25 protein-coding genes are annotated in these 25,007 nt (G+C 42.0%); 13 read left to right on the top strand and 12 right to left on the bottom strand.

What is annotated here, in order from left to right; genetic code table 11:
* Positions 1-175: 175 nt before the first annotated feature.
* Positions 176-967, top strand: a complete 792-nt coding sequence (locus BV372_RS18530) for a YdcF family protein (RefSeq protein WP_086687966.1) — start codon at positions 176-178, stop codon at positions 965-967.
* Positions 968-1,087: 120 nt separating this feature from the next.
* Positions 1,088-1,309, top strand: a complete 222-nt coding sequence (locus tag BV372_RS18525) for a hypothetical protein (RefSeq protein WP_086687965.1) — start codon at positions 1,088-1,090, stop codon at positions 1,307-1,309.
* A 5-nt stretch (positions 1,310-1,314) separates the two neighbouring features.
* Here BV372_RS18525 and BV372_RS18520 read toward each other — a convergent pair whose 3' ends face one another.
* Both BV372_RS18520 and BV372_RS18515 read right to left on the bottom strand, forming a co-directional pair.
* Positions 1,315-1,587 carry a ferredoxin-thioredoxin reductase variable chain gene (locus tag BV372_RS18520; protein ID WP_086687964.1) on the bottom strand — a complete coding sequence of 91 codons (273 nt, stop codon included), beginning with the start codon at positions 1,585-1,587 and terminating at the stop codon, positions 1,315-1,317.
* Between the two features lie 542 nt (positions 1,588-2,129).
* A complete protein-coding gene (locus BV372_RS18515) occupies positions 2,130-4,049 on the bottom strand; it encodes a 4-Cys prefix domain-containing protein (RefSeq protein WP_086687963.1) in 1,920 nt (639 codons plus the stop codon).
* Positions 4,050-4,258: 209 nt separating this feature from the next.
* Here BV372_RS18515 and BV372_RS18510 point away from each other — a divergent pair, with 209 nt between their 5' ends.
* Entirely contained in the window at positions 4,259-4,693 is a 435-nt protein-coding gene (locus tag BV372_RS18510) for an NfeD family protein (RefSeq protein ID WP_086687962.1), read from the top strand.
* 182 nt (positions 4,694-4,875) lie between these two features.
* Positions 4,876-5,856: an SPFH domain-containing protein gene (locus BV372_RS18505; protein ID WP_086687961.1), complete on the top strand. Its 981-nt coding sequence runs from the start codon at positions 4,876-4,878 to the stop codon at positions 5,854-5,856.
* Positions 5,857-6,088: 232 nt separating this feature from the next.
* On the opposite strand, the gene BV372_RS18500 is transcribed toward BV372_RS18505, so the two are convergent.
* A complete protein-coding gene (locus BV372_RS18500) occupies positions 6,089-6,493 on the bottom strand; it encodes a Fur family transcriptional regulator (protein ID WP_086687960.1) in 405 nt (134 codons plus the stop codon).
* A 144-nt stretch (positions 6,494-6,637) separates the two neighbouring features.
* On the opposite strand from BV372_RS18500, the gene purS reads away from it, so the two are divergent.
* From purS to BV372_RS18485, 3 genes are all read left to right on the top strand, one after another.
* The gene (gene purS, locus BV372_RS18495; RefSeq protein ID WP_086687959.1) at positions 6,638-6,916 is read left to right on the top strand and encodes a phosphoribosylformylglycinamidine synthase subunit PurS; all 279 of its coding nucleotides are present in this window, start codon (positions 6,638-6,640) and stop codon (positions 6,914-6,916) included.
* A gap of 85 nt (positions 6,917-7,001) precedes the next feature.
* Positions 7,002-7,679, top strand: coding sequence for a phosphoribosylformylglycinamidine synthase subunit PurQ (gene purQ, locus BV372_RS18490; RefSeq protein WP_086687958.1), 678 nt, complete (start codon positions 7,002-7,004; stop codon positions 7,677-7,679).
* Between the two features lie 137 nt (positions 7,680-7,816).
* Positions 7,817-8,071, top strand: a complete 255-nt coding sequence (locus BV372_RS18485; protein ID WP_086687957.1) for a TIGR02450 family Trp-rich protein — start codon at positions 7,817-7,819, stop codon at positions 8,069-8,071.
* Positions 8,072-8,087: 16 nt separating this feature from the next.
* On the opposite strand, the gene BV372_RS18480 is transcribed toward BV372_RS18485, so the two are convergent.
* Entirely contained in the window at positions 8,088-8,303 is a 216-nt protein-coding gene (locus BV372_RS18480; protein ID WP_218776745.1) for a hypothetical protein, read from the bottom strand.
* An 812-nt stretch (positions 8,304-9,115) separates the two neighbouring features.
* On the opposite strand from BV372_RS18480, the gene bchL reads away from it, so the two are divergent.
* The 3 genes from bchL (at position 9,116) to BV372_RS18465 (ending at position 12,313) form a co-directional block, all read left to right on the top strand.
* On the top strand, positions 9,116-9,982 hold the full coding sequence (gene bchL / locus BV372_RS18475) for a ferredoxin:protochlorophyllide reductase (ATP-dependent) iron-sulfur ATP-binding protein (RefSeq protein WP_218776744.1): 867 nt from the start codon (positions 9,116-9,118) through the stop codon (positions 9,980-9,982).
* 31 nt (positions 9,983-10,013) lie between these two features.
* Positions 10,014-10,757, top strand: a complete 744-nt coding sequence (locus BV372_RS18470) for a DUF5331 domain-containing protein (RefSeq protein ID WP_086687956.1) — start codon at positions 10,014-10,016, stop codon at positions 10,755-10,757.
* 152 nt (positions 10,758-10,909) lie between these two features.
* A complete protein-coding gene (locus BV372_RS18465) occupies positions 10,910-12,313 on the top strand; it encodes a ferredoxin:protochlorophyllide reductase (ATP-dependent) subunit N (RefSeq protein ID WP_086687955.1) in 1,404 nt (467 codons plus the stop codon).
* A gap of 383 nt (positions 12,314-12,696) precedes the next feature.
* Here BV372_RS18465 and BV372_RS35295 read toward each other — a convergent pair whose 3' ends face one another.
* Together BV372_RS35295 and BV372_RS18460 are read right to left on the bottom strand one after the other, a co-directional pair.
* Positions 12,697-12,882: a hypothetical protein gene (locus tag BV372_RS35295; protein ID WP_143845187.1), complete on the bottom strand. Its 186-nt coding sequence runs from the start codon at positions 12,880-12,882 to the stop codon at positions 12,697-12,699.
* 165 nt (positions 12,883-13,047) lie between these two features.
* Entirely contained in the window at positions 13,048-13,281 is a 234-nt protein-coding gene (locus BV372_RS18460; RefSeq protein ID WP_086687954.1) for a hypothetical protein, read from the bottom strand.
* Between the two features lie 588 nt (positions 13,282-13,869).
* Between BV372_RS18460 and BV372_RS18455 the strand changes: the two genes are divergently transcribed.
* Positions 13,870-14,856, top strand: coding sequence for a cyanophycin synthetase (locus tag BV372_RS18455; protein ID WP_086687953.1), 987 nt, complete (start codon positions 13,870-13,872; stop codon positions 14,854-14,856).
* Positions 14,857-15,003: 147 nt separating this feature from the next.
* Here the strand turns inward: BV372_RS18455 and BV372_RS18450 are convergent, their stop codons facing one another.
* Together BV372_RS18450 and BV372_RS18445 are read right to left on the bottom strand one after the other, a co-directional pair.
* Entirely contained in the window at positions 15,004-15,609 is a 606-nt protein-coding gene (locus tag BV372_RS18450) for an exopolysaccharide biosynthesis protein (RefSeq protein ID WP_086687952.1), read from the bottom strand.
* Between the two features lie 153 nt (positions 15,610-15,762).
* Positions 15,763-16,650, bottom strand: a complete 888-nt coding sequence (locus tag BV372_RS18445) for a lipid kinase (RefSeq protein ID WP_086687951.1) — start codon at positions 16,648-16,650, stop codon at positions 15,763-15,765.
* 176 nt (positions 16,651-16,826) lie between these two features.
* Here BV372_RS18445 and BV372_RS18440 point away from each other — a divergent pair, with 176 nt between their 5' ends.
* Positions 16,827-17,525, top strand: coding sequence for a DUF2459 domain-containing protein (locus tag BV372_RS18440; RefSeq protein WP_086687950.1), 699 nt, complete (start codon positions 16,827-16,829; stop codon positions 17,523-17,525).
* Positions 17,526-17,772: 247 nt separating this feature from the next.
* A complete protein-coding gene (locus BV372_RS18435) occupies positions 17,773-18,162 on the top strand; it encodes a hypothetical protein (protein ID WP_086687949.1) in 390 nt (129 codons plus the stop codon).
* Positions 18,163-18,348: 186 nt separating this feature from the next.
* On the opposite strand, the gene BV372_RS18430 is transcribed toward BV372_RS18435, so the two are convergent.
* The 4 genes from BV372_RS18430 to BV372_RS18415 form a co-directional block, all read right to left on the bottom strand.
* Positions 18,349-19,200, bottom strand: coding sequence for a nitrate ABC transporter ATP-binding protein (locus tag BV372_RS18430; protein WP_086687948.1), 852 nt, complete (start codon positions 19,198-19,200; stop codon positions 18,349-18,351).
* Positions 19,201-19,748: 548 nt separating this feature from the next.
* Positions 19,749-21,752 (bottom strand): nitrate ABC transporter ATP-binding protein, encoded by a 2,004-nt coding sequence (locus BV372_RS18425; protein WP_086687947.1) that lies wholly within the window; start codon positions 21,750-21,752, stop codon positions 19,749-19,751.
* Positions 21,753-21,867: 115 nt separating this feature from the next.
* Positions 21,868-22,707: a nitrate ABC transporter permease gene (gene ntrB / locus BV372_RS18420; RefSeq protein ID WP_086687946.1), complete on the bottom strand. Its 840-nt coding sequence runs from the start codon at positions 22,705-22,707 to the stop codon at positions 21,868-21,870.
* Between the two features lie 124 nt (positions 22,708-22,831).
* Positions 22,832-24,214: a CmpA/NrtA family ABC transporter substrate-binding protein gene (locus BV372_RS18415; protein WP_086687945.1), complete on the bottom strand. Its 1,383-nt coding sequence runs from the start codon at positions 24,212-24,214 to the stop codon at positions 22,832-22,834.
* Positions 24,215-25,007: the final 793 nt, after the last annotated feature.

The raw sequence follows: 25,007 nt of genomic DNA, 5'->3' as shown, positions 1-25,007 counted from the left end.
AGGGAAGAAGGAATAAAACTGTACTGAGTTTTTTTCAAAAATCAAATATGAGTCCTATATTAGGGACTAGTGTAAAAAGCAGGGGAGCAGGGAGACACTTCTCTAAATAATGTTGCCTTGCTTACTTTGTTTTCCTTATTCCTAGCCACTAATCCCTAATGCCCAATCCCCAGCTATGTTTTTATATCTTTCTAAGTTACTCCCGCTGTTTTTTTACCCGTTGGGATTAGCCTCTATCTGTTTGGTAGTGGCATTGATAACTTTATGGAAACGGCCGCGCACGGCAGCCATTGCAATAGCTGTAGCACTAATTTTATTGCTATTTTGCAGTAATGCTTGGGTTTCTCACTGGCTCGTGCGATCGCTAGAATGGCAAAATACTGCAACTAGCCAAATACCTAATGCAGAAGCCATTGTAGTTTTGGGTGGTGCTACTAAATCAGCTTTTTGGCCTCGACCGAGTGCCGATTTAAGCGAACAAGGTGATCGCGTAATTTATGGCGCTCAACTCTATCGCCAACAAAAAGCACCTCTAATTATCCTGAGTGGCGGTAGAATCGATTGGCGTGGACGTGGTGCCCCAGAGTCGGCAGATATGGCAGATATTCTCACCTCTCTTGGTATACCCTCTGAGGCGATTGTCCAAGAACCTGATTCTTTCAACAGTCATCAAAATGCTGTAAATGTCAAGAAAATTTTACAGTCTCGTAACATTCGCCGCATATTGTTGGTGACTTCGGCAATGCATATGCCGCGATCGCTCAAAATTTTTCAGCATCAAGGAATTGAGGCTATTCCTGCCCCTACCGATTTTCTTGTTAGCCAAGGTGAAATGCAAGAACTTGGCAGCAGTCCGAAAGCTGCCATATTGAATTTGTTACCTAATAGCAATGAATTAGACCAGTTTACTAGCGCTTTAAAAGAGTACCTTGGTCTTTTTATCTATAGCTTGCGTGGTTGGCTATAACAAAGTGCTCAGTGGTAGTAGTAACCTTAGTTTTAGAACTTTAATTTTCAATCGCTATAATTTCAGTAGTCACAGAGTTTTGATTTTTAAATTTCTCAGGACTCAGCACTCCCTGACATTATGTCTAAAAATTTACCTTATATTATCCCTGCAACTCCCAGCGAAGTTGAAGAAGGCTTTGCCAGTTACCAAACAACCCACCAGTTCTATCATGAAGTTAGGGCGCGCTCAGAATTTCGGCAACATTGTGAGTGGTACTACACAACAGCAATACGCCACCGTCAAGAGCTAGAAAAAATGCGCGGCGAACTGAATATTATGCGCTGGTTTCGCCGCTCTTGAAGTATTTAGATGATTTCTAACTCATTGTCACGGAGATGAGCTTTAAATTTTTTACTAAACTGGACTAATAACGGCAGATTAGCGCTTACAGGCCTACCTTGCCATTGGGTAACAATAGCTACGACTTCGCCTTCTGCACCTTTGAGATCAAAAGCCTGACCGCGATGTTCAGGATGATGGTAAACTACTACCGAATCTTTAACACGGACGCGATCGCCAACTTTCATAACAACATTTACACCTAGCTTTTCCTTTTCCACAACAATCTCCACAGCCATCCCTCACTGAACTTGCTTTTTTGAAAAATAGACTGCTTGCAACAGTCACGCTTCGCATCTCATATGTACAGACTGGCTGTTGAATGCGTCCGTAACTGCTATACGAACAAAGCCTGCCCATGCAGGCTTTGTTGTTGGTCAATGAGCGACATTAAATAATAGTCGCCTAGTGCTTTAGCAAGAGGTCTAATCGTTTTATTTTTAGTTAACTTTTCATCCTCCCACAGTTATACAAACTCTCACAATGAGCTTGCTAAAAACAGGGATTACTTAGGTGGCATCTGGTGGGTGAGAAATTCACACCTTTATTGCCTCCTTAGTGCACTTGTCCACTCTCATCGGTGTCTCAGAGGCGCTTTTGTTGAGGATGAGCGGCCTCACGGGCAAGGAAAACCCGCTTTAGCTCTGAATGGGCGCTTTAACGCCAAGTTTAATTCTACAACAAGATAGATATTCTATTTCCAGATACTATGGCGACTAGAATTGCTGATTAAGGCGCAAAAATGAGTCGTTAGAGTTGGGAGTGAGCAAAATCCTGCTAGTTACTTTTGCTGCGAACATAGCTGCTGCAATCCTGGTGGAAGTTGGCGACACAGTTGCTGGAATGTTTGCGGCTGAAGTTGCCACCAAACCAATAATCCCAAAGTTGTACCACCTAAAAGTAATAATAATCCTCCAAGCAGCACTAGAGATCTACCTCGGCTTGGTTGTTTGACCTCAGTTGGGGTAGGTTCTTCTGTAATGTCTAAATCTAGTAATAATGGCACACTACTTTCCGCCAAGGAGAAATCTTCTGTTGTTTCCGCTGCGATAATTTCTACTTGCGGCTGTGCATAAGTTAAGGAGACGAAGTATTCTCGCGAAACGTTGCACAGAGTCATAACCAGCGATGTATTATCATGACCATTTTTCTGATTTGCAAAGTTAATCCAACGATGCACTGCATCTTCTATATCTAGTTGTCTATTTAACGCGGCAAGTGCGTAATTCTGCCATGATTGTTCCACCCAGTTATTGTCGCTTAAGCCATCGGAACACAGCAACAATATGCCATCTTCTTCTAAAATGAACCGCCTGATCCCAATCCGCAAAGATTCCGCATCTCTTGTTCCCAATGCTTGAGTTAGTGCAGTTGCATCTGGCCGCATCAAGGCTTGACGATAGAGATTGCGGGCGTAGCGAACTTCCCGCGCCGTTACATCATCATCTACTGTCAGTAGCTGACAATAATTACGAGTAATCCAATAAGCACGGCTATCACCGACACTAGCCAGGTAAAGTTCATGGGTAGTTGCTGATCCTTTAGCAGAGTTTGCCTGCACTCGTTGTGGCACTTGTAATGCCATCACCAAAGTTGTAGCCATACGTTCTCTACCTTGGCGATTTTGTGCGTCATTACTGGCACAAATCACGTTATTTACTACCCGCAAGCTAGCTTCTAGTTGTTCTTCCCACAAATCTGGCGTTATCAGTTCAGTTTGCGCTGCTAACTCTGCAAATAAAGCACGAATCTGCAATTTTACGGACTGTATTGCTAATTGACTAGCTACTTCACCGCCTTGATGTCCGCCAATACCATCGCAAACAATTGATAAGTGTGGTACTAGTGAGTCTTTTCGGTCATCAGAGTTAGCAGGGAAGCAAGCGTCTTCATTTCGCGTCATTACTGTCCCAGTATCGGTTGCACCTGATACTTCCAGATTTAATGGCAATTCTGCCGCAGATGAAAGTAACAAGGCATTGAGTTGAGTTGAAATTGCCTCAAACTCAACTTGAGTTGTGCCCATCTGTTTGACTATATTCTGTAACCTTTGGGCTATCGGTGCTTTGGCAGATGCTACCAACGGCTGCCAAGATTGGCCCAAATCTTGCAAACTAGGTAAGCTTTCTGTTGTCTGGTGAAGTTCCAACAGACGCACACACCAACCTTGCACCCGCAGGTTGTTCGACATGAGTAAACTGCTAGCAACTCCCTGTTCTAATAAAGGTTGCCAAAGTTGAAGAATCTGCCATAGCCAGTAAACCTGTCTAACCGCCGTTGCTTGTTCCCAGGCATTAGCGATCGCTGGGTAGATATTTCCAGTCTGTGCGATCGGTACGTTTTCCAGCAAGAGAATATCATCGCCACTTCCCTCAAAAGAGCGAACATACCCATAAGCTTGAGGCAGGTGCAATCGCTCATAATACAAGCGTAAATAAGGAATCACTTCCTTTGGCAATTCTTCAGGTATGTCAGGTAGTAGCCCAGGTTGTGTATCCAACCAAACTTGATGCCTAATTACCTCATACCTATTTGCCACCGTTGTTCCTGGTGGAATTTTCGCTGCTGATGAGCCAGTTGCCCACAGATAGCGATGAACTAAAGAAGTTTGACAATTGGTACAAACACGACTCCCTAAGGAATTAATTGGATTTGTACAGTCTGGATTGATGCAATAAATTATCTGTTGAGTAGAAATCATAAACTCGTGAATTTCAATTAAATATAGCTGTCAAATACTTGAAGGCTAGAATAGACTGGATTCGTGTACCTCTAGCTACAAGTTGTTACTGAAGTTAATCAAAATTGATGGCTAAACTACCATATTTGGTTTTCCGTAAACAGCCAGCCTATAGGTGGATCTAGTTAGGAGAAAGAGATTTACATAAATGTAGTGTCTAGGATGGCGCTATGCCAAGTTATACCGTAATCTGGCTCTTGGCAGGAGCAGTTTTATGTTTCATGGAACTGTTCTTGCCGTCTGCTTTTGTCGCTTTCATGATGGGTATTAGCGCTTTTATAGTGGCGCTATTGTCACAATTCGTTCTGCGGAGTTTATGGCTGCAAGTTTTAGCGTGGCTGTTGCTTTCCACATTACTAGTTATGGGTTCCCGTAGGTTGTCACAACCGCGACGACGCAACTCGAAAATCCAAAATGCAATTACAGCTGAAACTTTAACAGAAATTCCTGCTGGGAAAACAGGGCGGGTGCTATACGAAGGAAATTCTTGGCAAGCAAGATGTGATGATGACAAACTCAGCGTCGCACCTCATCAAAGAGTTTATATCGTTCGCAGAGAAGGCACCACCTTGATTGTGATGCCAGAAAACCTTTTGCATTCCTAGGTATAAACCAAGGGCCAAGGGTCAAGGGTGAAAAAGTAATAGGCAATAGGCAAGACTCAAGAATCATAATTCTGAAATTTGGATTTTGAATTATTGATCTACCTTGTCTTTCTTATCCCTTTCCCTTCTATATCTTTATCATTTACTACTCACTCTCGATATTAAAACTTAGGAGATTCACAATGGAACAGTTCTTTTTGCTAGTGTTTTTGGCACTTGGAGGTTCTGCTTTAGCAGGTTCAGTGAAAGTCATTAATCAAGGTGATGAGGCTTTGGTTGAAAAATTGGGTAGCTATAACAAAAAACTAGGGCCAGGACTAAACTTTGTTACTCCTTTCCTCGATAAGATTGTTTATAAACAAACTATCCGCGAAAAAGTCTTAGATATTCCGCCACAACAGTGCATTACCCGTGACAACGTTTCAATCACTGTTGATGCAGTAGTTTACTGGCGGATCATGGATATGGAAAGAGCTTATTACAAAGTAGAAAATCTCCAGTCAGCAATGGTGAATTTGGTGTTGACTCAAATCCGCTCGGAAATGGGACAACTAGAATTAGATGAAACCTTTACCGCTCGTTCTCAAATTAATGAACTTCTATTACGGGATTTGGACATTGCTACTGACCCTTGGGGTGTGAAAGTAACGCGGGTAGAACTGCGAGATATTATCCCCTCTAAGGCGGTGCAGGAATCGATGGAATTACAGATGTCAGCAGAACGGCGCAAACGGGCATCAATTTTAACGTCGGAAGGCGATCGCGAATCGGCTGTTAATAGTGCTAGAGGTAAAGCTGATGCCCAAATTCTTGATGCAGAAGCCCGTCAGAAAGCCGTAATTTTGCAGGCCGAAGCTGAACAAAAAGCGATTGTTCTGAGGGCACAAGCTGAACGTCAGCAGCAAGTTCTCAAAGCCCAAGCTATTGCTGAGTCGGCAGAAATTATTGCTCAAAAAATCAAAAACAACCCCGACGCCCATCAAGCAATAGAAGTTCTATTTGCCTTAGGTTATCTCGACATGGGCGCGACAATTGGTAAAAGCGATAGCAGCAAGGTCATGTTTATGGACCCCCGCACTATTCCTGCAACCCTTGAGGGCATACGCTCTATTGTCTCAGAAGGTCAGGAAATTTCCAGCGTCAATAATAATAAGCATGTCTAGTTGAGAAGAGACGGCAAGGTGAGACAGCGCTTTTGGTAGGCTTTCCAACGCCCTACCCTACGGGAACGCTTTCAGCGAGCGTTACTCGTTCAGCGATCGCCCTACAGCCCTTCTCCTAAAGGAGACGCTACGCGAACGGGCATCCTACGGCGAGCGTTGCCGCAGGCTAGCCATTCCCGTAGGTAGGGGACAAGGAAGAAATAAATAATGACTCTTGACCAATGAAAAATGACTATTGACTAATTTCAGCAGCCTGATCGTTCTGACATTGGTTGCACAAACCAAAAAACTCTAGAGTGTGGTAGAAAATTTTAAATTTATGGTTGGCTTGCAACTGGTCTTCCAGGTTATGTACTGGGCATTGATTAATCGGAATTGAAATTCCACATTGCAAGCAAGTGAGGTGGTGCCTGTCTTGCTGCGCTAGGCTATAAAGGGCTTCACCATTCGCCAGAGTTCTGATTTGTACCATACCTTCCAATTTTAAGGCTTCCAAGGAACGGTAAACTGTTGCTAACCCCATATTCTGATTACAATTACGTAATTCTAGGTAAATTTCCTGTGCGGAAATTCCTTGCTTAATGGTTTTCAACAGATTCAAAATCCTCTCCTGACTGCGGGTACGTATGGCTCTCATAGACAATTGTTTAAATTTGCCGCTGTGGTTGAAGCCGTCATACTGGCTAACTAATAAATTAACTGTAGTCGCTTCGTAATCTTATTTTCACTCAGTTGGAACAGAAAGTTATAGTATAGCGATCGCAGCATTCAGCGAACGCCTATGCAAAGGAAGTATATAGCCAAAATTTTCGTGACACTTCGTCCTTCTGTTTTAGACCCAGCTGGTGTGGCTGTACAATCTGGCCTCAAGCAAATGGGCTACGACAACGTTGAACAGGTGCGGATTGGTAAGTACATTGAATTGACGATCACCTCTACGCAAGAGGCTAAAGCACGTCAAGACCTTGAGCGCATCTGTGACCAAATGCTCGCAAATCCGGTAATTGAAAATTATCGCTTTGAATTGATAGAAGTCGAAACACAGACAGGGGTCTTTTAGAGAATAGGAATTAGGGAGCAGGGGGACAATTAACTACTGCCTTTTGACCCTTGACCAATGACAAATGACTAATAACAAATGACCAATGACAAAATTCGGCGTTGTAGTTTTTCCGGGTTCTAATTGCGATCGCGATGTTGCTTATGTAACCAGAGACTTGCTAAAGCAACCGACTCGCATGGTTTGGCATCAAGAGACTGATATTGCTGATTTGGATGTGATTATCATACCTGGTGGCTTTAGTTACGGGGATTATTTACGTTGCGGTGCGATCGCACGATTTTCGCCAGTAATGCAGCAGGTTGTCGAACACGCTCAAAAAGGTAAGTTTGTCTTAGGTATTTGCAATGGCTTTCAAGTCTTAACGGAAGCTGGCTTATTGCCAGGGATATTGGCTAGGAATCAGGATTTGCATTTTATATGCGATCGCCTTCCTCTCAAAGTTGAGCGTACCAATCTGCCTTGGACGCAAGCTTACGCACCTGGTGAAATTATCACTGTGCCTGTTGCCCACGGGGAGGGGCGATTCTATGCTGATAAAGCCACTCTGGTAGAACTAGAAGATAACGGACAAGTGGTGTTCCGTTATGCAGGTGACAACCCCAACGGTTCATTGAACAACATTGCCGGGATTTGTAACCGTCAGGGCAATGTTTTGGGCATGATGCCTCACCCTGAAAGAGCCTCTGACCCAATCTTAGGCGGTAATGATGGGTTGAGGCTGTTTCAAGGGTTATTGGAGAAGGTAGCAGCGATCGCCTAGTGTTACAGAGACGCGAAATTTCGCGTCTCTACAGTATTTACTATGCAATTGCATTGTCAAACTTTTACCTAGAATGTTTATGGGGTTACCCCTTAGCACAGCAGCAGGGGTAACAATAAACAAATGACAACAGACAAATGGCTAAAAAGCAGAAATTTCCTTATCTTCTAGGTTCTAAATGGACAGCGCAGCACAAGATAGATGGTTGGCGGCATTTCCAAGTCGTCAACCGCAAAAATCAAGGTAATTGGGTTTACGCTGAAATGGTTGCGGCTTGCGATCCAAAAGTTCGTTTCTGGCTCAATGCCAAATTATTACAAGATAACTCTCAGTGGCAAGCCGACTGGCAACCATTAAAGGAAATAGTACAACTCGAAGACGAAGTTTCCTGATTTACCGAGTGCGGTACTACTTAGGATAGTATCCAGTTTCGACCGAATTGACACGAACTCCGTCAACATAAACGTCAACGGGGTCGCCGTCTGGTGTCGATAAACCCACTGTGCTAGTTTGGCTCAAGGGTTTTTTATAGCGACCGCCAGAGATATTAGAGAGAGCTGCATCAGAAAGTTCCTCTACTGGAGGTAAATTAGAAATATCAGTACTATTAAGCTCTTTTTTCATGCTCTTGACTCCTACCATTTGATTGATGGTTGATAGTTTCGAGCTACAAAAAATAATCAAAATTTTGGAAATTTTGTTACATAAATTAACTCAAATTATGAGTTGGTCAGAACTAGTAAAGCTGAATCATCTGAGTATCTCACTAGGTATCCTGACTGTCACGGCTAACTCAGATTTGGTTTCAATTAGCAGATAACTGCTATTCCAATCAAATCACGTAACTATCGAAGCTAATTAGCGATCGCACTATTGCTTTATTGTTGATTTTTTTTAATCGGGTCAAACCCATATTTAAAAATTTAATAATTTGTTGCATATAAAAAGCACTTGCTCAAAAACAGCAATTAGATATTCTTGACAGTTGAGGAAAAACTGGCACTTTACCTGCTATTGATCAGTTTTTTGGGATTTATACCGTAGGACAGTGAATCTCTATCTTCACCTCTGACGTAGAGGTTGATTCAATCTCATATACGGATATGAGTATCGTCTAATCGAATCAAAAGTATTGAAAAAACTAGATTTAAGCTTTTTGTTTTTTGTAACTTTTTTTATAAAAATAAATTTTAAAATTTTAAAAATGCTAATTTATTGCTTATAAAAAGTTTTATATGAAATTTTTATCATTAAATTAATTAAATAAATTTTAAATCGTCATATATAGCCATTTTTCATATTTAAAGGCCCTTTATTTTCCTTGTGATTTGGACAATAATGACAACGACAAGACCTCACGCATCGCCATATCAGGCTAGGTGAAGGCAAATGTTTCAGCCACAAGTTTGACAAAAAACTATAAGAGGCAAACAACAGTGAAACTAGCAGTGTATGGAAAAGGTGGAATCGGCAAATCCACAACTAGCTGTAACATCTCAGTCGCCCTAGCAAAACGCGGTAAGAAAGTGCTGCAAATTGGCTGCGACCCCAAGCATGACAGTACCTTTACCCTCACAGGATTTTTAATTCCGACAATTATTGATACCCTGCAAGAAAAGGACTACCACTACGAAGATGTCTGGCCAGAAGATGTAATTTATAAAGGCTACGGTGGTGTCGATTGCGTTGAGGCAGGTGGTCCCCCCGCTGGTGCCGGATGCGGTGGCTACGTTGTTGGCGAAACCGTGAAATTACTTAAAGAACTTAATGCCTTTGATGTTTACGACGTAATTCTTTTTGACGTACTAGGTGACGTTGTCTGCGGTGGTTTTGCAGCACCACTCAACTATGCAGATTACTGCATGATTGTGACTGACAACGGCTTTGATGCTTTATTTGCTGCCAATCGTATTGCGGCTTCAGTTAGAGAAAAAGCACGGACTCACCCACTACGTCTAGCTGGTTTAATTGGTAATCGCACCTCCAAACGTGATTTGATCGAGAAATATATAGAAGCAGTACCAATGCCAGTTTTGGAAGTCCTGCCTTTAATTGAAGACATCCGCGTTTCTCGTGTTAAAGGTAAGACTTTGTTTGAAATGGCAGAATCTGACCCATCTTTGAACTACGTTTGCGATTACTATCTCAACATTGCTGACCAAATTCTGGCGCGTCCAGAAGGTGTTGTCCCGAATGATGCCCAAGATCGGGAATTGTTCTCTTTATTATCAGATTTTTATTTAAATCCGAGTAAACCCCAGGTACGGAATCCGGAAGAGGAATTAGACTTGATGATTGTATAAATCATCTAAATTCTCAGGATGGGGAAATAATATGGCTTTCTTTCATAGCTTTACAGATTCAATAAAGCAAAAGTGGTTAATGTTCTTCCAGACGAATCGTGACTGGATTACTCTTCACATGGAGGTGGAATCAGTGTATACCCCTGATGGCGGTAAACGACCACCTTCTTACCTCATCCTGGGAGTTGTCAATGCGTTAGAGCCAAAACTCGCGCAGTTAATGCTACCCTTTTCCAGACTGAATCCTGACGCCGATACCCTAATTGAAGTACTGGATTTACATTTCGATCCAGACATTGCTCTGGGTAACCGTTATATCCCCAAGCTAGATTCAGAGAATTATCGGCATGATGCAGTAGCTATCATTGATGGCAACCTCCAAGATGAAACATCTAGCAATGCTCATCTCAATAGTTTTGCGGATGCGGCCGTTGCTCAAGAATTTACAATCGTGGATGCTGCTCATCAAATCTCAAATGGACTGAACGGGCATAACTCAAAAGATGAGTCCCAAAATGCATCCAGTGTAGATGTAGATGAGTTTGGTGAGATTTCCTTCGATACGACTACTACATCAGAAATCAAGCTGGATGACCAGGTGCTTGAGGATCTGAACTCAACAGACGAGAACGCTTTTAGTGACGTGTTATCTGATGTCTGGGGTGATGAAACAGCGCTGCAAAAGGGTGATGGCAACAATGAATTTTTAGGGGAAGAACTGCCAGCTGGCGTTTTTGATGAATCCGAAATTGCCCGTCTCTTCCCCAACGCTTAAATTATTAGCGTTCCTGTTGAATTTAGGGATTGCTGGCTGGTGCTATGTGCCACATCACGGGAATCTGGGGGAAGAATCATTCTTTCCCCACATACCTGCCCTATATTCACCTGCCTTGTTCGCTTTAAAAATCAAGGGGAGAAACAACCAAAATGACTGTCGCTCAACAACCAGAAGCTTTAAACTTTGAATGCGAAACTGGGAATTACCACACCTTTTGCCCAATTAGCTGCGTGGCGTGGTTATACCAAAAAATTGAAGATAGTTTCTTTTTGGTGATTGGAACCAAGACTTGTGGGTACTTCCTACAAAATGCGATGGGGGTGATGATTTTTGCGGAACCCCGTTATGCAATGGCAGAGTTGGAAGAAGGAGATATTTCAGCGCAGCTGAATGATTATGAAGAGTTAAAGCGATTGTGCTTGCAAATTAAACGCGATCGCAACCCTAGTGTAATTGTCTGGATTGGCACTTGCACTACTGAAATTATTAAAATGGACTTGGAAGGCTTGGCTCCCAAGCTGGAAGGTGAACTTGGTATTCCCATCGTCGTTGCTCGTGCCAATGGTCTAGATTACGCCTTCACCCAAGGAGAAGACACTGTATTAGCCGCTATGGCTAATCGTTGTCCTGATAAAGCTCCTGTGACAGAAACAGACAAAAACGAACGCAACGCTATTTCCAAACTGCTCAACTTTGGTAAGAAGAAAGAAGAAGTAGTCCAAGAAGAATCGGAATATGTAGACCACCCGCCTTTGGTTCTCTTCGGCTCCCTTCCTGACCCTGTTGTTACGCAGTTAACTCTAGAACTGAAGAAGCAAGGCATCAAAGTTTCCGGCTGGCTACCCGCAAAACGCTTCACTGAACTGCCAGTGCTGGAAGAAGGCTATTACGTTGCTGGTGTCAATCCCTTCCTCAGCCGTACTGCTACGACCTTAATGCGTCGCCGCAAATGCAAACTCATCGGCGCACCCTTCCCCATTGGCCCTGATGGTACTCGTGCTTGGGTTGAGAAAATTTGCTCTGTTTTCGGCATTACTCCCAAAGGTTTAGATGAACGGGAAACACAAATCTGGGCAGGCTTGGAAGAATACGTGAAACTAATTCGCGGCAAATCTGTATTCTTCATGGGTGATAACTTACTGGAAGTCTCCTTAGCACGCTTCCTAGTTCGCTGTGGGATGACAGTTCTCGAAATTGGTATTCCTTACATGGACAAGCGCTATCAAGCCGCTGAATTAGCGTTACTAGAGCAAACCTGTAAAGAAATGGGCGCACCTCTGCCGAAGATTGTTGAGAAGCCAGATAATTACAACCAAGTTCAGCGTATTTATGAACTGAAGCCAGACTTAGTAATTACTGGTATGGCTCACGCCAACCCGCTTGAAGCTAGGGGTATTAACACTAAGTGGTCTGTAGAGTTTACCTTTGCGCAAATTCACGGCTTTGGCAATGCCCGTGACATTTTGGAATTGGTAACTCGTCCCCTACGTCGGAATAACAGCTTAAAAGATTTGGGTTGGGATAAGTTGGTCAAAGAAGAAGCAAAAATTTAGGATTTGGGTTTAATCAAGCAACACCATAACACCATATGAGTAAAGGCGAACTTTGTGTTCGCCTTTTTTTGCACCTTAGATAAAACTTACCCTTCCAGTTTTCTAAAACACCAATTCAGTAATCTTCAAATTATTTGAGAAGTAGGGCATGAGGCAATTATGACAAGAGGAACGGGCAACGAGGAACTCTTGCTTCCATTGGAGAATAGGAAATTCTCTTTCCTGTTCCCTGTAGTTAAAGAGATTTCTTCTTTGCTTTCCCTTTAGCTAAAGCTCACGCTTGTTTCTCACTAACGCATTCGCCTGCAAAGAAGCCAGTCCGTTGTGGTGAGTCCAGCGCTGTTCGGCGCAGCCGTTCCCAAAAGGTAGGCGGGTTTCCCACCCTAGGCGACTATCGTTAGCAGTAGCGAGGTACAAGCGTCGGAACGAGCTTCACCCGAAAGATTTTCCCAGCTTTTTCGTCGGAGGCTTACCGCAGGGTAGCAAGTGGTGAGTCCAGTTTTGTTCGGCGCAGCCGTTCCCGCAGGGTAGGCGGGTTTCCCACCGTAGGGAACTGGCGTTAGCGACATTCGCGTAGCGTCTCCCCTTGGGAGAAGGAGCGTCACCCGAAGGATGTTGCAAACCCTATCAAGAGAGCACCTATCTCACCTTTTCTCCCTTGCCTTTCTTGTCTTTGTGTAAAAATACCTATGAATATTGAATCAATGCTTTAGGACATTGCATGAATAAAAACTTCAGCTTACAGCTTCATCGCGTTGATAATCAACAATAATCTCGAAGGCAGTGTTAGGTATCACCTGGCGTAAGTGTCTCAAATATCCATCTGCATCAGAACGACTGCGAAATCGAGCTACAATCACTGGTTCCATATTAGGAACAAGACGGCTGATGGCCCAAGCATTAAGACGTTTTTTGTAAGCTTTAGCTTGATTTTCTGTGGTGGAATCGTAATCGGTATTTTGTGGCATGATCTAGATATCCATAGGAGTTAAGTCAAAGGCATTAGTAAGTTTCTTGGCAGGGATGTTCTACTAACGCCTCTTAGTTATTGATGCACCCTTATTAATACATTATTTTTGGGTTGTCAACACTTAGTGTTAAATGTTAGTTAAAACTAATATTTAGCGCCTAGTATTTGTTAGGATGCTGGTGCCAAATCGAGGGTGATACCCCTCATCACATGGTAAAAAATGGGACTTTGGCATCATTGAACAGGCACAAGGCCCTGCGCTACTACCGACAGTCGTCGTCACATAAGCAATAAAATGGGTCTGTCCCCTGATGAGCCAAAGATATCTTTGTTAAGCGCATTGAAAAGAACTAAATTGCTATGTAAAATCGCTTAATGAAGAGTTTTAAAATAAACTGTAGGATTGACAATTTAGCACATAGCACTTGAATATATATTGAGCCTATTTTTACTCTGCAATTAAGAAAACCACAACTTAATATCAAAGCAAGAAGGAAAATATCGCCAGCATTACGCCTGTGTGATTTTTCTCAATGCCCAAAAATTTATGTAGGTACATTTAGATTTAAAACTAGACTTTATAAAAATGAAGACACCATTTGTAATATCAATACTTCAAAAAGTAGTTGAGCAAATAGGAGCAGTACTATTAGTAGATCCAGAATGTAATTTTGTGGGACACATTACTTTTAAAAACGGTAATAAAACTGTTTTTCGCTCTACTCAATTCAACATAAATGGTTTCGGTGCAGCGGAGATTGCAAAAGATAAAGGTTGCTCTAGTTTTTTACTGAAGCATTTTGGCTATAAAGTTCCTGAGGGCAAAACATTTTTTAATGAGCACTTATGTAAAAAAATAGGCACATTAAGAAATATAGATGATGGCTTTGATTATGCTAAAGCTCTAGGATTTCCTGTAATTGTCAAACCCTTGAATCTTAGCCAAGGTAGATTAGTTACCAAGGTTCATAATAAGCGAGAATACTATCAAGTAGCTAAAAAAATCTTGCAAATAACCTCAGGATTCATTGTCGAGCGCTTTCATGTTGGTAATGACTACAGGATTTTGGTACTAGATGAAGAGGTAATTATTGCCTACCAAAGAATTCCCTTATTTGTAGTAGGAGATGGTAAATCTAGTGTTTGGGAACTTTTGCAGAGAAAGCAATTATTACTGAATAAAAATGGCAGAAAAATTATAGATTTTGAAGATTTTAGAATTAAAAAAAAATTACAAAGGCAAAAACTAACTTTTGACAGTGTGGTACCAAAAGATACCATTATCTATCTTTTGGACAATGCAAATTTATCAAGTGGAGGTGAGGCAATAGATTTAACAGAAAGTATTCATGCCGATTTTCAAAAATTGGCAATTAATATTACAAAAGATATGGGCTTAAGATTAGTAGGTGTAGATATTATTACAAACGATATAACTAAGCCAATGGTAGACTATATTATTATCGAAGTTAATGGGTCCCCAGGCTTGCAGAACTACGCCTCGTTTGGTGAACTGCAAACTCAGAGAGTAGAAAATTTATATCTCAAAGTTCTTCAAGCAATGGAGAACTAGTACCCTGATACGGAAGTCAAAAGTTAAAAGATAAAATTTTCGTAATTAGATAAATTCCTCCCGATATCGCAAAATCTTGATGGATATAGAAATGGTAGATGCACCTTAATTTTAATTACGTCCTCAGCTTTAAGTTGGGGACTTTTATTATTTAAAAATAGATGGCAATAAACTTGGAGCTAACCACAGCGCATAACCGATAAATCCAAATAGTCCTGTAATTAAAACAGTAACTACATAGCTGATACACATCAATAAACCGTCAGATTCGATCGTGGCAACTGCTAGTAGTAAAATACCGACAGTAGGGATGGGATTGGTTAAGGGAATTGGTGAAATTAGTAATACGGTTAACCACGATATACAAAACCCATTGAATCGCCAAGCCCAATGACTATTAGCTATTTTTGCTAACCGGGGACGGGCAATTTTTTCTAATATCCTCGTAACTCGTCGCAGGTTATGCAGCAATAATTGGGCAAAGCGGCGGGGAAATTTGTAGTTGGCAATTTTTTTGGGTAGCCAAGGCGATCGCCTTCCTAATACCATCTGCGTCGATAACAGCAAGCATGCAGCACCAAATGGCCCAGTTAATCCGGGTGGCATAGGAAATAAAAACGGTAAAACTAACAATGCTATTACCAAACTAAAGCCCCGTTCGGAAGTTTTTGCCAGAATCTCTCCTAGGGTTAGCGGCTGTTCGGCTAAATTTTGCAATAATGACTTAATTTCTTGAGAAAATCTGAGATGCATTTGGCTTGAGTCTTGGCGATTTTCCACAATACCCAACTTTAGTTAAGTAAATCGCTTTATCAATGTATACATTTGTTCTACAAATAATTCCGTAAAAAATCAAATTTTATTTATCTTGAATGTGTTTTGTTTTGCCAATCTAACACTTAAAAATTAAAGCTGCGCTCCTTCTGATGGGACAAACACAGTTACAGCTTTAGGAATAACGTAAAAGTGGGCTGGGGTATAGGTGGTTATTTCGCCATCAGTATTAATAGGACGTGGTTTTCGGGTATAAACTTCCATTTCTTGACCTTGAAAGGCACGGACTTCGCGCCATTTTATGTGTCGTCCTTGTCGCATTGCTGGAAGCAAGGGTATGATTTGCCACCAATTGTTAATTTCTAAACTGTAGAGATCAAGTCTTTGATCGTCGATTGTGGCATCGTGAGCAACTGCCATGCCACCACCATAATAGCGACCATTACCTACAGCAATCTGTACCGTTCGTACACGAATCGATTCACCGTTGATGCGAATTTCGGCGCTAAAGGGTCGAGATTCCCACATTACTTGTAATGCTGTGGCGAGGTAAGCGAATACTCCCCAGCGGCGCTTTACTTCTTTGGTAAGTCTCTCAGTGATTTTCACACTTAGTCCCATACTGGCGACGTTGAAAAAATGCTTGCCATTTACCCGTCCTAAGTCAATACGTCGCTGCTCTCCGGTGGCAATAATTTTGCAAGCTTCGGTTAAGGAATTGGGAATTCCTAAAGTCCTGGCTAAATCGTTAGCAGTTCCCAAAGGTAAGATACCTAAAGGTAATTGAGTATCGACTAAAGCATCCACTGCGGCATTGAGTGTGCCATCACCACCGCCAACAATTACCAAGTCAACTCGATCTCGGTAGTGACGAATAATTTCATTCAAGCGGTTGGGATGTTCTGTAGATTCCTCAATCAAATCAAAGCCTGATTTTTTTAAACATTCAATCGCTTCTGTGAGGCTCTTTTTCCCTTTACGAGCATGATGATTTACTAACAGCAGTGCACGAGGACTCATGATTATTACCTTTTATATTTTTAGATATCGAATTAGCAACCTCTATACATTCTCTCTTGAAAAGTTAAGCCACGTGCTTGCGGGGGTTTCCACGGCAGTCTGCCCAAGTCGGGAAACCCGGCTCCCTTATAACTTTTCGCTGTGTAAAATTAATTACAAAACTTGTTAGGGCTGTTATGAAATTTACTCAGAATTTACTGGCTCGCTGTTTTTTATGTCGGCGTCACTTTTGTAGATTGTGTTTATCTAGTCTAGCTTTATTAGCTATTGGTGTATTCATCCCTAGGAAATGGGGTTATCAGCCAAAAGAAAATTGTAATTTGGTTATTTGTATTTCTAATACTGGGATTCATTCTAATATTATAGTACCGACAAAAAATTATGTTTTTGATTGGCACAAGTATATATCTGTAGAAAGAATTGGCATAGAGAATTTCAATGATTATAATTATTTAAGTTTTGGTTGGGGCGATCGCGATTTTTATATGTCAACGCCATCTGTGGCGGATTTACGATTGTCTACGACTTTTAGAGCTTTATTTCTACCAACTCCTTCTGTCATATATGTTCAAGGTTATCAATTAATACCAGATTATTTAGAAGTTAAATGTATTAAAGTTAATAAAAATCATTATTTAGAATTAATAAAATTTATTCAAGCTACTTTTAAAGTAAACAATCAAGGTAGAGTCATCCGTATTGGTAATGGTCATACGGCTAATGCTGGCTTTTATGATGCATTGGGCAGTTATTCAATATTGAGAAATTGTAATACCTGGGCAGCAGAAGCATTGAGAAAAGCTGATGTTAATACTCCGCTGTGGGATGGACTCTCGACAGCTATTATGTTGCATTTAAGAAGTGATTGTGATTGAAAAGTTATTTGTTTGCGATCGCAAAATTTACAACTGCTAACCTAAAAGGTGTAAATGCGAATTCACAAGATATAGCGTTATGGATAAAACAAGTCATGCAAATAGGATAGTTGCCTAAAAAGTCAGCCATAATCTTTGAGGGATGGGGTTAAAGATGAAGGGCAAAAGGTGAGGGGCGATCGCTCACAAGTTCCTCACATTGTTTCTGTATCTTCAAACTGAACTAACCCAATTCAGCAGCACTCATATGGAATACCTGTGCTATCTGGCGAATGCCAGCCTTACATTACGGTTGATTGAATACCTACAGAGTAAACCTCAACTCAAAATCAGCTTCGTCACTGTGATTAATCAAATTGATGGTTGGGTAGTTAAAGTCAGACTAAAGTATCAGGTCTCACCTCAAGAAGATGGTGACTTGAGGTCAGTCTTAAGTGAATTAGGAATTAGGTACTCACCACCAAAGCAGGTACAATTAGCGCTTTGGAGTTTGGCTGGCGGACAGTCCCCTATTGATGTCATGCATCGCTACCAGGTTGCTGTCGTTTCTCATGGCCAGCCGGAAACGCAGGAGATAGAAGCGTTTCGCCAAGTTTTTATCAGGGGATTGGGTTACTGTCCACAAACTCTGGCTTGAAACTTAGCTTTCAAGCTAAAGCTGGTCACCCCAACAGGAAACAATATCCAAATCCTTGGTAAGGCGCACCGATTCATTTATTTGTAAAAGCAGTAACAAAGAAAAAAGCCAAAAATAAAAGGCAGGTTTTTGACTTTACCTTTTACTTTTGACTTAGTACTAACCTTTGTTGTTCTAGGGAACGTTTTAGCCTACATCGTCGTGGGCAAATCTGTTAAATAGGAAGTCTAGGGCATAGTTGCGTAGTTTGTAATATTGTGGATCTTCCATGATGCGGGCGCGATCGCGTGGACGGGAAAAGGGAATTTCCAAGACTTCACCAATTTTTGCATGAGGGCCATTGGTCATCATCACCAATTTGTCTGCTAAAAATAGCGCTTCATCAATATCATGGGTAATCATCAGCACTGTGCAGCGGTTATCACCCCAAATTTTCAGTAATTCTTCTTGTAACTCTTCTTTGGTAATTGCATCTAATGCCCCAAAAGGTTCGTCTAAAATCAGAACTTTGGGACGAATTGCCAAAGCACGGGCGATAGAAACTCTTTGTCTCATACCACCAGACATTTGCATTGGTTTCTTTTCCATCGCATCGGCGAGTCCCACCATTGCTAAATGTTCGCGGACGATCGCTCTTTTTTGAGCTTCTGGTTTTTCGGGGTAGACTGCGTTAACAGCTAGGTAAATGTTGTCAAATGCAGTGCGCCAGGGGAGTAAGGCATAATTTTGGAAGACAACCATCCTGTCTGGGCCTGGTTTAGTGATGGGTTGTCCTTCTAGCAGCACTTGTCCTGAGGTGGGAAAGTTAAAACCCGATACCATATTCAGCAGGGTTGACTTGCCGCAGCCAGAGTGACCAATTACGCAAATAAACTCGCCTTGTTCTACGTTGAGGTTAACGCCGTCGAGTACGGTGAAGGGGCCTTTTTTTGTGGGGTAAACTTTAGAAACGTCTCTAATCTCTAGGAAAGGTTGGCGATTGCTGATTCCAGTTGCTAATGGTGTTCTTTCGGCTAATCTTAAATTGCGGTTTTGCATGGCGACTTAGGAAGGGTGAAGGGTGAAAATTAGGGCGTTGCTGAGTGGAAAGATGAATTAGCTTCACGCAGAGGAGGATACTTCCGTGCGGGGGTTCCCCCCGTTGAGGAAAGTGTCCGTCGCGCAGAGGCGCAGAGGTAGAAAGAAAAAGAAGCGTGATTACCTTTTTGGTATTCTCTAATGGAGTTCTAAGCCTCATTAACGGAGTTCTGAGCTTCATTAACGGAGTTATTAGCCTCATTAACGGAGTTCTAAGCCTCATTAACGGAGTTATTAGCCTCGTTCACCGAGTTATGAGCCTCATTAACGGAGTTCAAAGACTCTCAAGTCTGGAAAAATGAAGGCTAAGGATGTCCTCAAGGTTTAAACGGTGGGAAAATAATTTTGAATTTTGACCCTACCCTAGCCTTCGGCAACCCCTTCGGGGAACGGGAACTCCTTCGGAGAACGACTTCGCTCAGAGTAAACTCTTTGACTAGATTTACGGTGAAGGCTGAGCGAAGTCGTTGGCGTAGCCTCTCGCAGAGAAGCCTAATTTTGAATTCTCTCTAGGCTGCTGTTCTTCTGGGTGCATCGAGGATGACTTCAGCAACGGAGAAGTCGCGCTTAATATCTAAACTGTTGAGATAGGCGATTGGATCGTCGGCGTTAAACGGTGTGCCATCAAATAGCTGAATAGGTTGGCGAGTGTAGCTAATATCCAAACCTAATTCTCTAGCTGCGGTGCTGAAGACGCGGACTCGACAAACTCTTTCCACAACTTCTACCCAGTTTCTGGGGAAGGGAGTATCACCCCACCGCGCTAATTGACTCATGATCCAAATTTGTTCGGTACGGCTGGGGCGGTTGATTGCAGACTCAGAATAAAACTGGTGATGGGCGTAATCCCGCAGTGGATGGTCTAAGTCACAAGTCAAGCCTTCGGGATCTTCGAGTTGAATATACTCTATATCTGTACTGACATAATCTCGCCCGGCTGTAATCCTTCTAATTTCCTCAGCATTTTTGGGATCTGCACAGTAAACGCAAGCTTCTAGTAAGGCTTTAGTTAATGCAATGTGGGTATTGGGGTAAGCTTCTGCCCAATCTTCCCGCACACCGAGAACTTTACCGGGGTGTCCTAGCCATACTTCTAAGTCAGTAGCAACGGTAAAGCCAACACCTTCAATGGCGGCGCGGTAGTTCCAAGGTTCACCCACACAGTAACCGTCAATACTGCCATTTTGTAAGTCGGCTACCATCTGCGCTGGGGGAATGGTCTTCATATCCACATCGCTATCGGGGTCAATTCCTCCAGCCGCTAGCCAGTAACGCAGCAGTAAATTGTGCATTGATGCGGGATGGACTACCCCCATTGTGTGCCTTTGTTCGCGGGTACGTTGGAGATATTTTTTGAAGTCTGATAAGCTTTGTACACCTTGGTCGTAAAAGCGTTTTGCCAAGGTAATGGCGTTACCGTTACGAGTCATGGTGAGGGAACTGACAACGGGTAGCGGTTGGTTTTTATGTCCGCCCAATGTTAACCACATTGGCATACCCGAAGGCATTTGAGCAGCATCTAAATAACCACCAGCAATACCATCTTCAATACCGCGCCAGCTGGTTTCTCTGACTAAGTTGACTTCATCTAAACCATGCTTGGCAAAAAAGCCTTTTTCTTTGGCAATGGCCAAGGGGGCGCAGGCGCTGAGTGGTAAAAAGCCAATTTCTAAGTTAACTTTTTCTAAGCCATGACGGGAAATCGCCGCAGTTTTCCGCGCCCGAATTTTCTTGATGCGTTTCTGCTGGTTGAGGAAGTAAATCATCTCACTGCGCAGACTGTAGTAGCTGGGATGTTCTACTACTTCCATGCGCTTGCGGGGTCTCGGGATATCTACTTCTAAGATGTCACCAATTTTAGATTCGGGGCCATTGGTCAACATGACGATTCTGTCAGATAACAACACTGCTTCATCTACGTCATGTGTCACCATTACCGCCGTGACTTCATTTTCTTCGCAGATTTGCATGAGTTGTTCTTGCAAATTGCCTCTTGTGAGTGCATCTAATGCACCGAAGGGTTCATCTAGCAAGAGTAACTTGGGACGAATCGCTAAAGCGCGGGCGATCGCAACTCGCTGTTTTTGTCCCCCAGATAACATTCCTGGCTGTTTATCAGCATGGGGACGCAAACCCACCATATCTATATGTTTTTCTACAATAGATCGGCGTTCCGCAGCGGGCATACCCTTCATGACTGAATCTACAGCCAGGGCAATATTTTCTCTAACTGTCCGCCAAGGTAGTAGCGAATAATTTTGGAATACTACCATCCGGTCTGGGCCAGGTTTGGTGATTCTTTGCCCTTCTAAAGTAACTACACCTTCAGATGGTAAATCCAACCCAGCAATCATATTTAATAGCGTGGATTTACCACAACCGGAGTGACCAATTAAAGAAACGAACTCACCTTTTTTAATTTGTAAATCAATTCCTTTAAGGGCGATATATTGACCACCACCAGTTAATTCAAAAACCTTATCAATTTGGTCAACAGCAACGAATATGCTCATTTGTCATTTGTCCTTTGGTATTTGGCATTTGTTATTTGTCCTTGGTGTTTAGTCATTTGTCCTTTGGCAATATGTTTTTACTAATGACTATTGACCAATGACTAATGACTAACGACTACTTCTGTTCTGCTGGCAAAATCAAATTTTGAAGCCAAGCCATGAGTTTATCGAGTATCAAACCGACAACGCCGATATAAACTAGAGCCAAAATTACTTCACTGACGTTGTTATTTTGATAAGCATCCCAGATAAAGAAGCCAATACCGACAATACCGGACATGACAATTTCTGCGGCGATAATCGCTAACCAAGCCAAACCAATTGCAATTCTTAAACCAGTGAAAATGTAGGGTAACGCCGCCGGAATTAAGATATTTATGAAATAGTCTTTGCGGCTAAGTTGTAGAACTTTGGCAACGTTATTGTAATCTTGGGGAATTTGAGTCACACCCACAGCCGTATTAATTAATATCGGCCAAATTGCTGTAATGAAGATAACGAATAAAGCTGCTGGTTCATTTTGGCGTAAAGCTGCCAAAGAAATTGGCACCCAAGCTAAAGGTGGTACAGTTCGCAATAGCTGAAAGATGGGGTCTAAAGCTTTAGACATAGTTCTATTCACCCCAATTAAAATGCCTAACCCAATACCCACAATTGCTGCCAAAGTATAACTGATAGCAACCCGTTGTAGACTTGCCCAAATCTGCCAAAAAAGACCTTTATCTATGCCACCTTTGTCGTAAAAGGGCCAGAAAATTAGTATCCAGGTGTCTTGGATAACTTGTATTGGGCCTGGTAAGGTTGCGCCAGGGGTCAAAGCAAAAAGTTGCCACAAAGCGAGGAAAATAGCGATCGCGATCGCAGGGGGTATAATATCGGGAAATTGCTTTTGCAGACGAGATATAAAGCTGTTATCAAATCTAGGGCTTACAGGGCGTTTTTGGGCAAGTGTCATAAACTGTTATCTCCTCTAAATTGGTAATTTGGTATTTGGCATTTGGTATTTGGCATTGGTCATTTGGTATTTATGCTTGGAATAAATACCAAATGACTCTTGTCCCTTAACCCTTGACTATTGACTAAAAGCTAACTTTCTTGATTTTGAGACTCTTCAAATACTCTTCTGGTTTTTCTGGATCAAATTTGGTGCCATCAAAAAACTCTTCTACACCACGAGATGTACTTGTGGGAATATCAGCCGCAGCAATTCCTGCCTCTTTCGCGGCTTCTTTCCAAATGTCTTCGCGGTTGACTTTATTAATTAGTTCTTTAGCTTTCGTAGCATTATTGGCAATGTAATCTTTGGGTAAAAATCCCCAGCGAACGCTTTCAGTAATAAACCACAAATCATGGCTCTTGTAGGGATAGGAAACACTACCTTTTCCATCTTTCCAGTAGTAAGCTGCCATTGATTTATCATCAATTTTGCGACCATCGCCCATGTCATACTTACCTTGAAATGGCTCTGCCAGAATGTCTGCTGAAGGAAGATTGAAATAATTTCTACCTGCGAGAATTTGCGCAGCTTCTTTGCGATTGTCAAAATTATCCAACCATTGCTGCGCTTCCATGATGCCTTTGAGTATCGCTTTGGTTGCTTTAGGATGTTTGTCTACCCAATCGGACCGCATAGCCAGGTATTCTTCTGGATGATTCTTCCAAATCTCTGCGGTTAATGCTGCCACATAGCCAATTTTTTCGTTGACAAGGCGATAAGGCCAGGGGTCGCCAGTACTGAATGCATCCATTGTTCCGGTCTTCATGTTGGCAACAGTTTGCGCCGAAGGTACAGTGAGCAACTTCACGTCTACATCTGGGTCTATACCACCTGCTGCTAACCAGTAGCGAATCCATAAATCTTGGTTGACATGGGGAAAGGTAAATGCAGCGGTGAAGGGTGTGGATGATTTGAGTTCTTTAAATAAAGACTTAGCACCAGCCAGTTGCAGACTTACACCTTTACCTTGGTGCTTACTTGCGATCGCAATTCCATTCCCATGAGTAATTAATTGACACAAAACATACATGGGAATTTTTTGATTACCCTTGGTAATTAAGCCTTCACTAATTAAATGTGGCATTGGCATTTGCCATTGGCCACCATCAATACCACCACCAGCAGCACCAATTTCTACATTGTCTCTTGCTGAACCCCAAGAAGCTTGCTTAGAAAGATCAACATTGCTCATGCCATACTTAGCAAAAAAGCCTTTTTCTTTAGCAATAATTAGGGGTGCTGCTTCTACAATCGGGATATATCCTAGCTTAACTGTAGTAGTTTCTGGTGTTTGTTCGGGGCTAATATTAGCTACTTGCTTAACTGCTGCTTGTGTTGTCCCACCGCCATTGCTGAGGTTTTCAGGGGGATTGCCTAAACAGCCTTTTAACAATACAGCACTCGCAGATAATCCTACTGTTAAGATAAACTTACGGCGAGAAAATTGATTAAAAAACCCTTTCATTGTGTCTCCTGAAAAGTGGTAAATAGGTTTTATATTTATGACAATTGAGGCAAGAAAAAATTTTTTCTTACGCTTTAAAAAGGTAAACCAGACCTATTTTAGTTAAGAGGATTTTCGTCATCTCTAAAAGAAATGGCGAAAACGAATGCTGTATGTATCAACAAAACTTGGGGTAGGAATAGACTAGAATCTGGGGAACAGCGGAAGCATCACTTAACTTGTTAAAAATTAGTGTACAGGCTTTAAAGTGCAAATGGTTAACTCTGACCTAGGAAATATTAAATAAATATTAGATTGGTTATATAAGTAAAATTATATATATTTGACCCAATGCCGCCGAAAATTCCTAATATATAAATTTAAATTTATGGATTGTATTATTTGCATACTATGAATGCATATTTTTAGACTGATTGCATTTAATTTAAATGACTAACTTTCGCTAATTATTTATAGTCATCATTGTTTTAATCTATAAATAAGCGCACATACATTTGGTTTGCATATAATAATCCGATTTGATTGGTGAAAATTTGCCGCATCCAGATCCCCAACTTCTCAAAAGATACAGCAGGCAAATTGTAGCCCTAAATGCTGAGATAAAAAGTTCGCTCAAACAGCCACCGCCCACACGCTAGAAGCCTGGGGCTAATGATACGAAGCCCTGCCCTACAGCCTGAATTTCTAGAGCCTGCGGAGGCTGGCTACCCTGCGGGAAGCTGCTCCGCGTCTAGGTTCGAGTAGCCGCACCATAGAATGGTAAGTCCAGTCGGCGGTGTCGGTTTCCGTCCCG

Source organism: Nostoc sp. T09, assembly GCF_002154695.1.
Taxonomy (GTDB): Bacteria; Cyanobacteriota; Cyanobacteriia; order Cyanobacteriales; family Nostocaceae; genus Aulosira.
This window is presented reverse-complemented; position numbering and strand designations above follow the sequence as displayed.